General features: G+C 71.6%; 10 protein-coding genes. 3 read left to right on the top strand and 7 right to left on the bottom strand.

Going from position 1 to position 15,067, the window contains the following annotated elements; all coding sequences use genetic code 11:
* Positions 1-143 precede the first annotated feature (143 nt).
* Both galE and manA read right to left on the bottom strand, forming a co-directional pair.
* Positions 144-1,106 (bottom strand): UDP-glucose 4-epimerase GalE, encoded by a 963-nt coding sequence (gene galE, locus HQQ88_RS10675; protein ID WP_123292353.1) that lies wholly within the window; start codon positions 1,104-1,106, stop codon positions 144-146.
* 75 nt (positions 1,107-1,181) lie between these two features.
* Positions 1,182-2,390: a mannose-6-phosphate isomerase, class I gene (gene manA, locus HQQ88_RS10670; RefSeq protein ID WP_173169411.1), complete on the bottom strand. Its 1,209-nt coding sequence runs from the start codon at positions 2,388-2,390 to the stop codon at positions 1,182-1,184.
* Between the two features lie 65 nt (positions 2,391-2,455).
* Here manA and HQQ88_RS20155 point away from each other — a divergent pair, with 65 nt between their 5' ends.
* A complete protein-coding gene (locus tag HQQ88_RS20155) occupies positions 2,456-3,835 on the top strand; it encodes an O-antigen ligase family protein (protein WP_173169410.1) in 1,380 nt (459 codons plus the stop codon).
* Between the two features lie 44 nt (positions 3,836-3,879).
* Here HQQ88_RS20155 and HQQ88_RS10660 read toward each other — a convergent pair whose 3' ends face one another.
* On the bottom strand, positions 3,880-5,238 hold the full coding sequence (locus HQQ88_RS10660) for a hypothetical protein (RefSeq protein WP_173169409.1): 1,359 nt from the start codon (positions 5,236-5,238) through the stop codon (positions 3,880-3,882).
* Positions 5,239-5,369: 131 nt separating this feature from the next.
* Here HQQ88_RS10660 and HQQ88_RS10655 point away from each other — a divergent pair, with 131 nt between their 5' ends.
* Positions 5,370-6,656: an O-antigen ligase family protein gene (locus HQQ88_RS10655; protein ID WP_173169408.1), complete on the top strand. Its 1,287-nt coding sequence runs from the start codon at positions 5,370-5,372 to the stop codon at positions 6,654-6,656.
* A 299-nt stretch (positions 6,657-6,955) separates the two neighbouring features.
* Here HQQ88_RS10655 and HQQ88_RS10650 read toward each other — a convergent pair whose 3' ends face one another.
* Both HQQ88_RS10650 and HQQ88_RS10645 read right to left on the bottom strand, forming a co-directional pair.
* Positions 6,956-7,702, bottom strand: coding sequence for a polyprenol monophosphomannose synthase (locus tag HQQ88_RS10650; RefSeq protein WP_173169407.1), 747 nt, complete (start codon positions 7,700-7,702; stop codon positions 6,956-6,958).
* Positions 7,699-10,188 (bottom strand): glycosyltransferase, encoded by a 2,490-nt coding sequence (locus HQQ88_RS10645; protein ID WP_173169406.1) that lies wholly within the window; start codon positions 10,186-10,188, stop codon positions 7,699-7,701. Before HQQ88_RS10645 ends, HQQ88_RS10650 begins: the two co-directional genes overlap by 4 nt.
* A 137-nt stretch (positions 10,189-10,325) precedes the next feature.
* On the opposite strand from HQQ88_RS10645, the gene HQQ88_RS10640 reads away from it, so the two are divergent.
* The gene (locus HQQ88_RS10640) at positions 10,326-11,642 is read left to right on the top strand and encodes a glycosyltransferase (RefSeq protein ID WP_173169405.1); all 1,317 of its coding nucleotides are present in this window, start codon (positions 10,326-10,328) and stop codon (positions 11,640-11,642) included.
* 190 nt (positions 11,643-11,832) lie between these two features.
* On the opposite strand, the gene HQQ88_RS10635 is transcribed toward HQQ88_RS10640, so the two are convergent.
* Positions 11,833-14,382, bottom strand: a complete 2,550-nt coding sequence (locus tag HQQ88_RS10635; RefSeq protein ID WP_173169404.1) for a hypothetical protein — start codon at positions 14,380-14,382, stop codon at positions 11,833-11,835.
* The gene (locus HQQ88_RS10630) at positions 14,382-14,975 is read right to left on the bottom strand and encodes a hypothetical protein (RefSeq protein ID WP_133938911.1); all 594 of its coding nucleotides are present in this window, start codon (positions 14,973-14,975) and stop codon (positions 14,382-14,384) included. Before HQQ88_RS10630 ends, HQQ88_RS10635 begins: the two co-directional genes overlap by 1 nt.
* Between the last annotated feature and the right edge of the window lie 92 nt (positions 14,976-15,067).

The following is a 15,067-nucleotide window of genomic DNA, read 5'->3' as shown; positions in this document are numbered from 1 at the left end:
TGTAATTACAGCGGTGTCATTCGCCTGAGTCAAGTCGCGGATCATAGAAGGCACTGACCGCTTCGGCGTGTCATGTCCCCCGTCTGGGCGTGTCGCGCCCGGTCTGTCGGGGTTTCGGGGGACAACTGACACGTCCTCAGCCGCTACGAGGCGCTGCGGCGGGCCTCCCACGCACTCGTGACCATCTCGTCCAGGGTGTGGCGCATCGCCCAGTCGAGGTCGCGCGTGGCGGCCTCGCCGGTGGCCACGATGCGCGCCGGGTCGCCGGGGCGGCGGGGCGCGATCTCCGGGTCGAAGGCGATCCCGGTGCCCTTCGCCATGGCGTCCATGATCTGCCGGACGCTCACACCGTCGCCGCTGCCGAGGTTGTACGCCTGTTCGAGCGACTCCCCCGCCTCGAGCTTCTGCGCCGCGACGGCGTGCGAGTGCGCGAGGTCGGCGACGTGGATGTAGTCACGGACGCAGGTGCCGTCCTCGGTGGCGTAGTCGTCGCCGTTGATGCGCGGCGTGCGGCCGGCCAGCAGGGCGTCGAACACGAGCGGGAACAGGTTGTGCGGGCTGGCGTCGTACAGGTCGGGTTCGCCGGAGCCGACGACGTTGAAGTAGCGGAGCGAGGTCGTCGTGAAGCCCGCGGCGACCTCCATGTCCCGCAGCAGCCACTCGCCGATGAGCTTCGACTCGCCGTACGGGGACTCTGGTGCCTTCGGGGTCGACTCCACGACGACGTCGACGTCCGGGGTGCCGTACACCGCGGCGCTCGACGAGAAGACGGCCTTCGTGACGCCGTTCTCGGCCATCGCTCGGAGCAGCGTCGCCATGCCGGTGACGTTCTGCTCGTAGGTGTGCAGCGGACGCTCGACCGAGACGCCGGCGTACTTGAAGCCCGCGACGTGCACCACGCCGGTGACGTCGTGCTCGCGCAGGGTGCGGGCGACCAGCTCGCCGTCCAGGATCGTTCCCTCGACGAACGGCACGTCGTCCGGCACGAAGGCTCGGAAGCCGCTCGAGAGGTCGTCGAACGCGACCGTGTCGATGCCGGCCGAGCGCAGTGCTCGGACGACGTGGGACCCGATGTACCCGGCACCGCCGGTGACCAGCCAACTCATGGTCGCCACGCTAGCGGACGGACGGTGCACCCCGGTCGCGGTGTGCGGGACCGCGCCAGCCGGTGCGGCTCCGCGCTACCGGCCGGTCGCGATGAAGACCGTGGACGTCACGCCGTTCGACGAGTCGGCCTCGACCGTGACGTCGCCCTCGTCCGGTGTGATGAAGCAGGACTCGCCCTTGCGGAGCAACGTGGCGGACGTCGCGCCGACGAGCGTCACGACGCCCTCGGTGCAGATCGCGATCGACGGGCCGGCCAGCGGAGCCACCCCGCCGGTGCTCAGGCCGACCGGTCGCCCGTCGCCGTCGACCCGCAGCAGCGCGAACCCGACGCCCTCTGGTGCGAAGCGGTCCACGCCGGGGGCCAGGCGTTCGGGCTCGAGGACCGGTGCCGGGTAGGCCGTGAAGTCGAGCACGTGCAGGAGTTCGGGGACGTCGACGTGCTTCGGCGTCAGTCCCCCGCGCAGCACGTTGTCGGACGGTGCCATGAGCTCGATGCCGAGGCCGTCCAGGTAGGCGTGGATGTTGCCGGCGGGCAGGTACATCGCCTGTCCCGCGGTGAGCGTCACCCGGTGCATGAGCAGGGAGACGACGATGCCGGGGTCGCCCGGCCAGCTCGTCGCCAGGTCGCGCACCGTCGCCGTGTTCGGGGTGAGCAGGTCGTCGTCGAGGGCGACGGCGAGGTCGCTCGCGGCCTGCACGACGGCGAGCGCGGAGTCGTCGGCCGTCTCGAGCCACCGCACGGTGTCCTCGAGGCCGTGCTGCAAGTGCACCTCGAGCGGGCCGAGCCGACCGCTGCCGGCGTCGAGCACGCGGACCTCGGCCAGGGTCTCCTCGACCGGCCGGAAGCCGCTCAGGGCCTCGAACCGCTCGCTCAGCGCGACGACCAGCTCGGGCTTCGGGAACGGGTCCTTGTAGTTGCGCGCCGGGTCGTCGATCGCGATGCCCTCGCGCTCCTCGCGCGCGAAGCCGGCCTCGGCCTGCTCCGGCGTCGGGTGCGCCTGCAGCGACAGGGGCGCCGCCGCTGCGAGCACCTTCAGCAGGAACGGCAGGCCGGTGCGGTCGCCGCCCAGGGCGTCCTGCGGCTCGGTGGCGATCCAGTCGAGCAGTGTGTCGGCACCGCCGACCATCGCCGGGTTGACGACCACGCTCGGGCTGCCCGGGTGGGCGCCGAGCCAGAGCTCTGCCTGCGGGGCGCCGGTGACGGTGCGACCGAGGAGCTCCGGGATCGCGGTGACCGAGCCCCAGGCGTAGTCGCGGGGGGTGTTCGTGATGCCGAGGAACATGGGCGAGAGCCTACCGGCGGGACCCGGGGACTCCGGTGGCCCGCTGCCGCCGGTAGCCTGACGTCGTGACGAACACCTGGCCGCTGGCACGCGGGACCGTACCCGAGCGCGAGGCGTTCGCCTTCGGTGCGACCACGATCTTCGTGCTGTTCGCCGGGGACGCCGTCCCGAACACCCTCACCTGGGTCGGGGCGGGCGTCCTGTGGGCGCTCGTCGCCGCCTGGGGCATCACGATCCTGGTCCGGGCGAAGCCGCCGCTCGTGCGCTCCCCCTGGCCGCTCTGGGCCTTCCTGGGGTGGTGCCTGCTGTCCGTCGTCTGGTCGCACTGGCGGTTCGCCACGATCTCGAGCCTGACCGTGCAGGTGATCTGCGCCGCCGTGGCCTTCACGATCGCGTCCACCCTGACCTGGCGCCGGATCCTCGACGCCCTCAGCCTCGCGCTCCGCTGGGTGCTGCTGCTCTCGATCCTGTTCGAGGCCGTCGTCGCGGTGTTCGTGCGGCACCCCATCGCGCCGATCTGGACCGACTACGGCGACGCCGACATCCCGGACGCCTTCTACTTCTCACGCGCCGAGCTCTTCACCGGTGGCCGCATCCAGGGCCTGCCGGGCAACGCGAACCTGCTCGCGATGGTCGCGCTGCTCGTCGCGATCGTCGTCGTGCTGCAGCTCACCGAGGGCCGGATGCGTCGGCAGCGGGCCACCGGCTGGCTCGTGGTCGCCGTCCTCGGGTTCGTCCTGACCCGCTCCTCCACGGTCATCGCAGCCGCGCTGGTCGTCGCCGTCGTCGCCCTGGTCGCCGTGTGGATGCGCCGGGTCCCGACCGAGCGACGCACCCCGCGCTACCTGCTGCTCGCGGTCGGCGCGGTCGTCGTCGCCGGCGCGGCGTTCGTGCTGCGCGGTCCGGTCTCGGAGCTGCTCGGCAAGGGGTCGGACGCGACCGGCCGCGGCGAGATCTGGGCGAAGGTGCTCGGTCTGATCGACCAGCACGCCGTCGTCGGCTGGGGCTGGATCGGCTACTGGTGGCCCGGCATCCCCACCCTGGCCGACCTGGCGCACCGCAAGGGCGTCACGTACCTGCAGGCACACGACGCCTACCTCGACGTGTGGATGCAGACCGGCATCATCGGCCTCGTCCTGTTCCTGCTGTACGTCGTCACGACGCTGTCGCGCTCGTGGGCGTGCGCGACCCGGATCGGCTACGACGCCGCACTCCGTCCGCGCACGTTCGACCCGGTGTCGCTCCTGCCGCTGCTCGTCGTCGTCGCGCTGCTCGTGCAGTCCGTCGCGGAGTCGCGGCTGCTCTACCAGGGGAACTGGGTGCTCTTCGCGCTCATCGCCATCAAGACCCGGATCGTCCTGACCGGCGAGGAACCGACGTCGACCGGCGACGGCCCGCGCACCCCGCCCGCGAAGCGCGAGTTCCGCTGGGCCACCACGCGCTGATCGTCAGCGGCCCGCAGTCCGCGGTCCCGCGTCAGCGTCCCGCGTCAGCGGAACAGCCACGCGCACGCGACCGGTGACGACCACGGGTTCGACCGCACCCGCACGACCTCGAGCGTCGGGTCGGCGCGACACGCCTCGGCGGCCGCGGGCAGCTGCTCCGCCCACACCGGCCCGTCGCTGCGCCGGGTGTCCGCCGGCGCGACGTGCAGGACGGCCGACGCGACGACGGCGGCGACGACGCACCAGGCGGCCAGCGCCCCGACGAGGCGACCCGTGCCTCCCGTCCGCTGCGCGACACGCGACCACCGGTCGGTGTCCACCAGCGCGGCGGCGGCGACCACCGCGGCGCTGACGAGCAGCAGGCCGGACGCGGCTGCGTAGCGCTGCGGCGGGATCGCCGCCATGGCGGCCGTGGGGTTCGCCCACGGCTGCCCGGCACCGTCGTTCGCCAGCAGCGCCGCCCACCACACGGCACCGGACGCGACCGTCAGCGCGACGACCATCCACCGGGAGCGGGCCGGACCGACGACGACACCGGCGACCAGGACCAGGACCAGTGCGCTGACGGGCACCAGGACCGGCGCCCAGCCGTGCTCGACGATCGTGGTGACCACGACGCCGAGGTGCGGGTCCCACGCGCCGGCGACGGGCCGGAGCAGGAACCCGGCGAGCACGTCGCCGAACGCGGGAGCGCCGGGCGTCAGGTCGCGCGGATGCGTGAGCGTCGTGACGACCTGCACCACGGCCCCGGCGAGCGCCACGACCGTGACGGGCAGCGGGAGCAGGCGCGCGCGGCGAGACCCACCGTGCCCAGGACGACGCAGCGGCCACGCGAGCAGGAGCAGCGGCGTGAACAGGATCGTCTGCGGTTCCGTGAGGACCGCGAGTCCGGCGACGACGGCGAGCCCGACGGCTCCCCACCAGGTCCGGCTGCGGTGCGCGAAGACCCACGGCACCAGCACGAGCAGGTACCAGTGCAGGTTGGCGGCGTTCCCGCTGATCTCGTACGGCGCGAGCGGCAGCACGACGGGCACCGCGGCGAGCACGAGGCGGAACGGCCACGGTCGGACCACGTCGCGGGACAGGACGAAGACCAGCGCGCACACGGCTCCGACCACCAGGCAGGACGACAGCGAGACGACCTGGGCGTACCGCGCGGTCGGCAGTGCGTACCCGAGGTCGACCACCATCCGGGGCAGCAGGTGCACGTACCCGGCGTACGGGTGCAGCAGGGTGTCCACCGGACCGAGGGCGATGCGCTCCCGCAGGAAGACCCCGCCGTCCTCGGCCCAGACGGTGTTCCGGGGCACGGGGCCGAGCCGGTACCAGGCGAGCGCGGCGGCGGCGAAGCCGATGACGACCGCGACCAGCGGCAGGCCGGCGGCCCTCCGCAGGGGGTCCATTGCAGTGAAGCTAGGTCAGCATCGCGCATCGTCGATGACGCCACACCGCGGATCGTCGATACAGCCGTTCCGCGATGCGGGCGACTCGTCACAAGGTCGTACGCCAAGATGGACGCGTGACGGACGGCCGGGTGAGCAGACAGGTGCTCGGGCGCCGGTACCTCTCCGCCTGGATCGGCTTCTCGGCCGGTGGACGGTTCAGCCAGGCGCTCGCGACGGTCATCGTGCTGTTCGGGTTCGGGCAGCCGACCGTCCAGGCCCTCGTCGGCCGGTCGGGCACGTGGGCCGTGCTCGTGACGCTGTTCGTCCTCGCCGGGCTCAGTCTGCTCGGGCAGCGGTACCGGATCGAGTGGCACGGCGTGCTGCCCCTGTCGCTGCTGGCGTTCGTCGGGTACTGCGCGTTGAGCGTGCTCTGGAGCGAGTACTCGTGGGTCGCTCTGCGCGGGCTGGTGCAGACGGTGTGCTTCATCGGACTCGGCCTCTACCTGGCGCTCGGGCGGGACCTGGTGCAGGTGATCCGGGCGTCGGGTGACGCGTTCCGGATCCTGCTCGTCGTCGCCCTCGGCCTCGAGGTCCTGTCCGGACTGGTGCTAGACGTCCCGCTGCCGGCCTTCGGGATCCGCGGCGACATCGCCTACGGCGGCCCGATCCAGGGCATCGGCGGCACTCGCAACTTCATGGGGTTCATCGCCGCGATGGCCCTGGTCACCTTCGTCGTCGAGTTCCTCACCCGCTCGGTCACCATGTGGCGGGCGATCGGCTCCACTGCCCTCGCCGTCATCGCGCTGATGCTCGTGCAGTCCCCCATCACCGGCCTCGCGATGATCGCCCTCGCCGTCACCGCGCTGGCCCTCTGGTCGCTCCGGCACGCACGACCCGCCACCAGACCGGTGGTCAACGGCGTCCTCGGCGGCGCGGTCCTGCTCACCCTGGTGGTGGCCGTGTTCGCCCGGCACCGGCTGCTCGCCGAGATCGGTGCGGCCGGGGGCACGGCGACGCGCATCGACCTGTGGTCGCAGATCCGCGTCCTGACCGAGCGCTACCCGATCCAGGGCTGGGGGTGGGTCGGGACGTGGCCGACCGAGCCCGTCGTGCCGTACGTCACGCTCATCGACCCGTCCGGCGCGCGGTTCACGTCCGGCCTCAACGCGTTCGTCGACGCGTGGCTGCAGCTCGGGGTGGCCGGGACGATCATCCTGGGGATCGCCGCGCTGCTGGCGTTCGCTCGGGCATGGGTGACGGCGACGACGTTCCCCGGGGTGGCCTACGTGTGGCCGGCCGCGGTGCTGGTGCTGCTCGCGGTGACGAGCACGGCGGAGAGCTACCTGCTGCACGGTGCGGGTCTGATGTTCTTCGTGACGGTGCTCGTGATCGCGGCGCGGCGGCGCTCGTGGCGCCGGCACCTGCCGCGGGCGTAGGTGCCGCGGGGGCGCGCAGGCACGGCGTGTGACGCACTTCGTGAGCAGGAATGGTCGAGTCCGCCGCGGCGACCCGACCATTTCTGCTCACGAAGCGCCGGCCACCGCCGTCGTCATGCCTGCTCGTGCGCAGACCGCCGAGGTTCCACGACACGCCGCCCGTGTGTCGCCGAGGTTCCACGGAGCGGCGGTGGGAGCGCCGAGGTTCCGAGATCTCGGAACCTCGGGGGCGCACGCGGGGGCGCGGGCGTGCGGGCGGGCGCGGGCGGGGGGGGGGGGGGGCAGCGCGGGCGCGAGCGCTAGGGGCGCGTCGGACGACCCAGGCGGCGCTGCAGGCCCCACTGCGTGACGCGGAGCATCGCCTCGACGACGATGGACCGGCTCATCTTCGAGACCCCGTGCACGCGGTCACGGAACCGGATCGGCACCTCGACGATGCGGCCGCCCAGGGCGTCCACGCGCAGCGTCATGTCGACCTGGAAGCAGTACCCCTTCGAGTCGATCGAGCCGAGGTCCATCCGCGCGATCGCGTCGGAACGGTAGACGCGGTACCCGGCCGTGATGTCCCGCACGTGGATCCCGAGCACGAACCGCGCGTACGTGTTCGCGCCGCGGCTCAGGGCCTGACGACGGAGCGGCCAGTCGACGACCGACCCACCGGGCACCCAGCGCGACCCGATCGCGAGCAGCACGTCGTCCGACGCGGTGACCGCGTCGATGAGGGCCGGCAGCCGATCGGCCGGGTGCGAGCCGTCGGCGTCCATCTCGACCAGCAGCGGGTACCCGCGCTCCAGGCCCCACCGGAACCCGGCGACGTAGGCCGTGCCGAGCCCGAGCTTGCCCGACCGCTGCAGCAGGTGCACCCGGTCGTCGTCGGCCGCGATGGACCGCACGATGTCGCCGGTGTGGTCCGGGCTGCCGTCGTCGACGACGAGCAGGTGGGCACCGGGCGACGCCGTCAGGATCGCGTCGGCGATGGCTCGGATGTTCTCGGCCTCGTCGTACGTCGGGACGATGACGAGGGCCGTGGTCTCGGCTGGGTTCACCGGTTGCCGAGGCGTCGCTTGATCTTCCCCGCGACGCTGCGCGGGCCCTCGGTGCGGAAGTAGTGCACCGCGCGCCCGACGTCGTAGCGGACGCCTGAGAGCTTCTTGCGGTCCGGCACGCGCACGCGCATCGTGTGGGGCGCGAGCTTCGTGCTGGTGTCGCGCACCGACTTGTCCGCCGCGCGGATCGGGTTCCGGCAGAACTCGACGAGCGGCGCCAGGACGTTCTCCCACGTGAACTGCTCGCGCACGCGGTCGACGTTGGCGATGAACTGGGCGCGGGCCTTCTTGTCGAAGAGCGCGGTCTCGAGCGCCGTGGCCAGGCCGTCGACGTCCTGTTCGTGCACTGCGACGCCGAGCTGCTGCTCGGCGACCAGGTCACCGAAGGAGTCGCCGGCCGTCGTGACGATCGGCAGGCGCGCCCACAGGTAGTCGAGGATGCGGGTACGGAACGAGAACGTGGTCTCGAGGTGCTCGTAGTGCGTCGAGACGCCGGCGTCGGCCTCGAGCAGGTAGGCGCCGCGCTCCTCGTACGGGATCCACGAGTCGTTGAAGAACACGTGCTTCCCGGTCAGACCGAGGGCGTCGGCCTCGGCGCGGACCTTCGCGACGATGTCCATCTCGGGCACGTCGGGGTTCGGGTGCTGCACGCCCATGAAGAAGAGCTTCACCGACGGGCGACGGGCGGCGAGCTGGGCGATCGAGCGGACCAGGGTGATCGGGTCGAACCAGTCGTAGATGCCACCGCCCCAGACGACGAGCTTGTCGTTCTTGCCGATGCCCGGCACCACGCCCTTGACCCGCGGCTGGTCGTGCACCGGCGGGGTCGAGGACAGCCCGAACGGCACGACACCGATGAGCGAGCGGAGGTCGGCGTCGCGCGAGTACGTGCGGGCGTTCACCCGGCCGGAACCGGCGAGCTGGCCGAGCCAGAACATGCGCTGGCGCTCCGAGGCGCAGATGAAGTAGTCGCCGAGCTCGAGCTGGTGGTTGAGCGTGTCTGAGGCGTCGAGGATCTGACGGTTCCACTGGTCGACGTCGTCGCTGCGGCCCTGCTCGAGCTGTTCGAGGTGCAGCGGGTCGTACACGTCGACGACCAGGATCTTGCTCGTCGACTCGAGCACCGGGAACAGCCGGAGCGCGTGGCCCTGCACGATGATGACGTCGGCCCAGCCCTCGTGCTCGACCATCTGGCGGGGGTGGCGGTGCGGCACGGTGACGACCTCGTACGACGGGTCGATCTGCGACGAGCGGGTCAGGCTGACCACGCGCACGTCGTGCTCGGACGCGAGCTGCTTGGCCATCTGGGTGGCGCGGATCGCGGGACCGGCCATCTTCGCGCCGATCGAGTCGCCCGTGATGATGAGGATGCGACGACGGGTGCCGACTTCGAGCACACCGAGGGAGTGCACGATCTTGTCGTAGCCGGCCAGGTAGTTCTCGATCGGGTACGCGGGCTCGTCGCGGTTGCCGAACAGGCGCAGGAGCTCGCGGTCGCTGCGGACACGCGTGGCCTGGATCGCGCGGCGCGACTCGGTCATCGACGGCAGCTGCTCGACGAACTGGTCGACGCCGTAGATGCCGGCCATGCTCGTCTTCGGCACCGGGATGGTGGGGACGCTGTCGTCGCCGGGGTTCCGCAGATCGAGCTCCGTGGAGTCGAGCTCCCCGCGGCCCACGGCTCGGCGGACGGCGAGCGCCAGCGAGCCGGGCAGGGCGGCGGCGAGCTGCTCGTCGCCGAGGTTCTTGTACAGCGTGAAGAGGGCGTTCCGCTCGAGCAGGTAGGTCTCGCGGAAGTCGCCGAACTTGTTCATCGACGCGTGGTGCTTGTGGAACGCGACCGACTTCGGCTGGTACCGGAAGCGCCAGCCGAGCAGGTTGAGCCGCCAGCCGAGGTCGACGTCCTCGTAGAACATGAAGTAGCGGTCGTCGAAGCCGTCGAGCTGCTCGAAGAGCTCGGCGCGGATGAACATCGCGGCGCCGGTGCCGAACAGGACGTCGGTCTCGCTCTCCCAGCGGCCGGTGTCCGGCGACCCGGCGAAGGGCTTGTAGCCCATGCCGTACCAGGTCATCGCGGCCTCGGTGAAGTCGATGTTGACGCCCTCCCAGTCGAGGACCTTCGACGCCACGGCACCGATGTCGGCGCCGGACGCGAACGTGGCCATCGCCTCGCGCACCCACCCGGTGTCGGGACGGGCGTCGTTGTTGAGGAACGCGACGACCTCGCCGGAGGACTTCTCGACGCCGAGGTTGCACCCGCCGGTGAAGCCGAGGTTGGCGCCCGCGTCGATCAGGGTGAAGTCGAGGTCGGAGGCCTGCAGCCGGCCGAGGTGCTCCGGACCGGAGCCGTTCTCGACGACGATCACCTCGAGCTTGTCCTGCGGCCAGTCCTGCTTGCGGAGTTCCGCGATGCTCGTCAGGGTGTCGTCCGTGCCCTTGTAGTTCACGAGGATGACGGACACGACTCCCGGCTTGCGCTCTGTCACGCGAGTTCCTCCAGCAGCTGCCGCGCACGGCGCGGATCGGTGGCTCGGCCCACGGGGTGCCGCGAGCCGATGACACCCTACAAGGCGCGCCCCGCCACTCCCCTGTGGCCGTCGCCGATTCGTGCAGAATGGGCCGCGTGACTGCCGCAGTGATCCCGAACACTCCCCTGTCCTCGCCCCTCGCACCGGAGTACGCGGCCATCGCGGCCGGTGCGCACGCCGAGGGCCCGCGCGGCACCGTCCGGTTCGCCGTCTCGACCGCCGACCCGACCGAGGGCAAGGGCGACCTGTTCGTCGCACTCGGGCTCGCACGGGCGCTCCGTGCCGAGGGCTGGGGCGTCGCGATGTGGCCGCTCGAGCGCTGGGGGGAAGCGGTCCCCGCCGACACCGCCGTCGTGGTCAGCATGATCGAGTCGTTCGTCCCCGGGTACGTCCCCGCCGGCACCGCCCTGGTCGCGTGGGTGCGGAACTGGACCGCGAAGTGGGCGGCCCTGCCCTACCTCGGTGAGTTCGACGCGGTGTGGACGTCGTCCGGCATCGCCCGCGACGCCGTCGCCGCGCAGTACGACGGTCCGGTCGAGGTCGTCCCGATCGGTGTCGACCTGGACCTCTTCACCGACGAACGCCCGCGCGGGGCCGGCACGACCACGCCCGCCACGGCGTCCGAACGCACGGACCGTGCCGTCACGACCGTCAACTTCTGGGGCGTGCGCCGCCGCGTGCAGGACGTGCTCGCCGAGGTCGCCCCGGCCGAGCCGGTCGTGTGGTTCGCCGCGAACGTCGACCACGTCGAGGCCACGGCCGGCGTCGAGCTCCGGCCCGCGGTGTCCTACTTCGCGCTGCCCGAGGTGTACCGCGCCGCCGGCTTCGTCGTCGACGACGTGATCGCTCCGGCTGCCGAGTACGGCACCCTGAACTCGCGCCTGTACGAGGCACTCGCGTCCGGGGCGCTGCCGGTGACGGACTGCGCGCTCGGCCTGGACGAGCTCGGCCTGTCCGACGTGCCGGTCTTCGACGACGCCGCGTCGCTCGAGCGGGTGCTCGCGATGCCCCGCGCCGAGCGCACGGCCCTGACGGCCCGACTCCGTGCCGTGGTCGTCGAGCGGCACTCGTTCCGTGCGCGCGCCGAGCAGGTCGGCCCGGTCCTGGACGCGGCCGTGGCGATCGCCTCGGGTCGGTCCGGCGAGCGGAACGCGTTCCTGCGCTGGGCGACCGCGCAGCGCGAGGTCCTGCGGCAGGCCGAGCACGACCGTGACGTCCACCTGTCCGGGGTGCAGGACATCAACCGGCGGCTCGTCGCGTCGGAGCAGCAGGTCGGCGCGTACGACACCGCCCGTCGCCAGGCCGAGGCGGAGCGCGACCAGATCGCGGCGCGGTTCGCGGGCCTCACCCGCTCCCCCGAGTACCGGCTGCTGCACGGCGTGGGCCTGATGGCCCGGCGCGTGCGCCGCTGACGTCGGGCCAGCTCCGACGTCGGGCCAGCTCCGACGTCGAGCGCGCTCACTTCGTGAGCAGGAATGGTCGGGTCCGTCCACCGGACCCGACCATTCCTGCTCACGATCCGCCGCCGTGGGCGCGACCACAGGACAGACGGGAGGCCCGTGGCGGATCCGCCACGGGCCTCCCGTCCGTCTCGGCGACCGTCTACTGCACGGTCACCGTCTTCGTCCCGAAGCTCTTGTACGTCCCGCTCGGCAGGTCCTGGTAGTAGACCCGCACGGTGTGCGTGCCGGGCTGCAGCCCGGTGAGCACCCGCGACAGCCCGACGTCCGAACCCCAGTTCGGGTAGTTCTTCTGCACGTCGGTGCGGGTCGCGTTCACCGTGCCGGGGGTGATCGCGACGCCGTCCAGGTGCATCTTGTACTTGACCGGGTCCCACACGTCGGGGTCGATCGCCCAGCCCTTGACGGTGATGGTCCCCTTGCCGCCGGTGACGGAGTCGAACGACCCCTTCACCGCGCCGGTGTTGCCGGTCTTGCCCGTCGCGGGCGGGTCGATGACCGTGAAGGACTTCGTGCCGAAGCTCTTGTACGTGCCGCTCGGCAGGTCCTGGAAGTACACGCGGACGGTGTGCGTGCCCGCGCTCAGACCGGTGAGCTGCACGGACAGGCCGACGTCGGAGCCCCAGCCCGGGTGGACCGCCTCGACGTCGGTGCGCTTGGCGTTCACCACGCCCGGGTCGATCGCGACGCCGTCCAGGTGCATCTTGTACTTGACCGGGTCCCACACGTCGGGGTCGATCGCCCAGCCCTTGACCGTCGCGCTGTAGACGCCGCCGGTGACCGACTCGTACGAGCCCGTCACCGCGCCGGTCTTGCCGGTCTTGCCGGTGGTGCCGGACGACGGGGCCGTGGCCGACGTCACCTTCACGGTCTTCGTGCCGAAGCTCTTGTAGGTGCCGCTCGGCAGGTCCTGGAAGTAGACCCGCACGGTGTGGTTGCCGGCGCTCAGCCCGGTCAGGCGGAGTGCCAGGCCGACGTCGGAACCCCAGGACGGGTGCTTCGCCTCGACGTCGGTGCGGGTGGCGTTCGCGGTGCCGCTGTTCGTGCTGACGCCGTCGACGTGGACCTTGTACTTGACGGGGTCCCAGACGTCCGGGTCGATCGCCCACGCGCGCACCGTGGCCGTGCCGGCGCCGCCGGTGACGGACTCGTACGTCCCGCGGAGCGCTCCGGTCTTGCCGGTCTTGCCGGTGGTGGGGGCGCTGACGGTGACGGACTTCGACGCGACCTTGACGTAGTCGGTGCCGGGCTTGTCCTGCGTGTACAGCGCCACGGTGCGGGTCCCCGGCGTGATGCCGCCGATCGTCTTCGAGAACCCGAGGGTGCTGCCGACGCCCTTGTAGACCTTGGCGACGTCGGTGCGGGTGCGGTCGGTGGTGCCGGTCGCCTTGCTGACGCCGTCGACCAGGATCTTCCACGGGGCGGGCTTCGCCGAGTCGGGGTCGAGCGCCCAGCCGGTCGCGGTGATCGTGCCGGCGCTGCCGGTGACGGTGTCGAGTGCACCCTTCGGGGCTGCGCTCACGACCGTGCGGGTGTAGCAGCCGAGCAGCGTGTTGCTGCCCTTGCCCTGGTTGATGGCGTAGGTGCACACCGAGTGCTTGCCGACGCTCAGCCCGGTCAGCTCGGTCGAGAACCCGTGCTTGAGGTTGTTCGCGCCGAGGGTGGCGGACAGGTCGGGCCGGTTCACGTTCGCGGTGACGGTCTTCGCCCCGGCGCCGTCGACGTAGAACGCGACGCGGAGCGCGCTCGTGGTGTCCGGGTCGACGGCCCAGCCGCTGACCGTGATCGACGACGTCGAGCTCGGCGTGACCGCGTCGACGTTGCCGTACGGGTTGCCGCCGCCGGTCGCCGAGCCGAACCAGTCGGTGTACATGCGCCAGAAGTTGCGGTTGCCGTACGCCGAGCAGCCGTCGCCGGTGCCGTAGAGGTTCGACATCGCGGCGGTGTTCGGGGTGTACGGGGTGTAGATGTACAGCCCTGCGGTCGCCTGGTTCTGGATGTAGACGGACTTGCGGCCGCAGGCCGCGTTCGGGTTGAGGAGGATCGAGTTGGTCCGACCCGCCTGGTACGCCCACGAGGTCGGCGACGACTGGTAGCGCTTGAACTGGAGCGCGGCGGCGTAGACCTGCTGACCGAAGCCGAAGTACGCCGGGTCGCACGGGGCGGTGTCGGGGCACGCGAAGCCGGTGGCGTGCAGGTACATGTAGGACGTCGGCGAGGACGTCGTGACGATGCCCTGCTCCTTCTGCAGGAGCACGAGGAGCACCTTCTGGCTGATGCCGCACGCGGCGCCGACCTGGGCGATCATCGTCGCGGCGGACTTGGTGCCGCCGGCGATGGCGCTGCACCGGCCGGAGACGGCGCCGATCGCGCTCATCTTCTGCGAGAAGTCCTTCAGGCAAGCGGGTCCGCTCGACGACTTCCGGCAGTTCGGGGCGACGCTCGTCAGGAACGACTGCACGGACGCGGCGTTCATCGCCGAGCCGTTGTAGAAGTTGGCGTCGCTGATGATGTTGCCCGGGTCGAAGTCGCCGGCGACGGCGGCCGAGGCGGACTCGGTCGTGGTCTGCTCGGACAGGATCGTGCCGAAGGTCAGCCCGCTGACGGCGACGGCGAGTGCCGCGACGATCGCGAGGGAGGTCCGGAAGGGTCGGCGACGGCGCCCGTCCGACTCGGTCTGGATGGAACGCATCACGGCACCTCCGCCGGCATCGGGTCGGACGTCGTCGACGCGGAGCCGACGGCGTAGGTCAGGGTGACGGACCAGGTGCCGCTGGGGACCTGGGCCGCGGGGAACGCGACCTGCGCGCAGTTGACCGAGGAAGCGCTCGCCTGCGCCGCGCTCGTGGCGGTGCGCGTGACGCTCCCCTTCTTCGCGGTGAACGTGCAGGTCCCGCTGGTGTCGGTGGTGCCGGAGACGAGTCCGCCGGCCTGCAGCGACTTCGAAGCCGTGTCCCAGCCGCTGTAGGTGACGACGGCGGTCGCCGGGAAGTCCGACGGGTCGGTGTCCGGCTCGTTGGTCGAGCCGCTCCCCGGGAAGGCACCGGGGGTGTCGTCGTCCGAGGCGGTGGGGTCGTCGGTGGCCTCGGACGCGGGCGACGACGCGGTGCCGGTGGGCTCCGTGGTCGCCGGGTCGTCGGCGGTCGGGGTCGGACTCGCGGTACGGGTCGCTGACGCGGACGGCGACGGGGTGGCGTCGTCGCCACCACCGGAACAACCGGCCAAGAGAACACTGAGGGCACCGACCACCGCGAACGCAGCGATCGGCCTGGATGCGAGGAGCATGCTGACGGGCCGTCCTGTGGATGTTGACAAGGGTCCGGGTTGCGACAACGGTAACCCCAAAGTGAAGGTTGAGGGTTGGATCGGTCCGGAAT

Origin of the sequence: Curtobacterium sp. VKM Ac-2861 (assembly GCF_013204965.1) — a bacterium.
Taxonomy (GTDB): Bacteria; Actinomycetota; Actinomycetes; order Actinomycetales; family Microbacteriaceae; genus Curtobacterium.
Note: the sequence above shows the minus strand (reverse complement) of the source record. Positions and strands in the feature narration are given on the sequence as shown.

What these genes read in the sequence shown, in the direction of transcription:
- galE (WP_123292353.1), bottom strand. Translation starts at nt 1,106, where the DNA reads ATGAGTTGGCTGGTCACCGGCGGTGCCGGGTACATCGGGTCCCACGTC.
- HQQ88_RS10630 (WP_133938911.1), bottom strand. Translation starts at nt 14,975, where the DNA reads ATGCTCCTCGCATCCAGGCCGATCGCTGCGTTCGCGGTGGTCGGTGCC.
- manA (WP_173169411.1), bottom strand. Translation starts at nt 2,390, where the DNA reads ATGTTCCTCGGCATCACGAACACCCCCCGCGACTACGCCTGGGGCTCG.
- HQQ88_RS10660 (WP_173169409.1), bottom strand. Translation starts at nt 5,238, where the DNA reads ATGGACCCCCTGCGGAGGGCCGCCGGCCTGCCGCTGGTCGCGGTCGTC.
- HQQ88_RS10635 (WP_173169404.1), bottom strand. Translation starts at nt 14,382, where the DNA reads ATGCGTTCCATCCAGACCGAGTCGGACGGGCGCCGTCGCCGACCCTTC.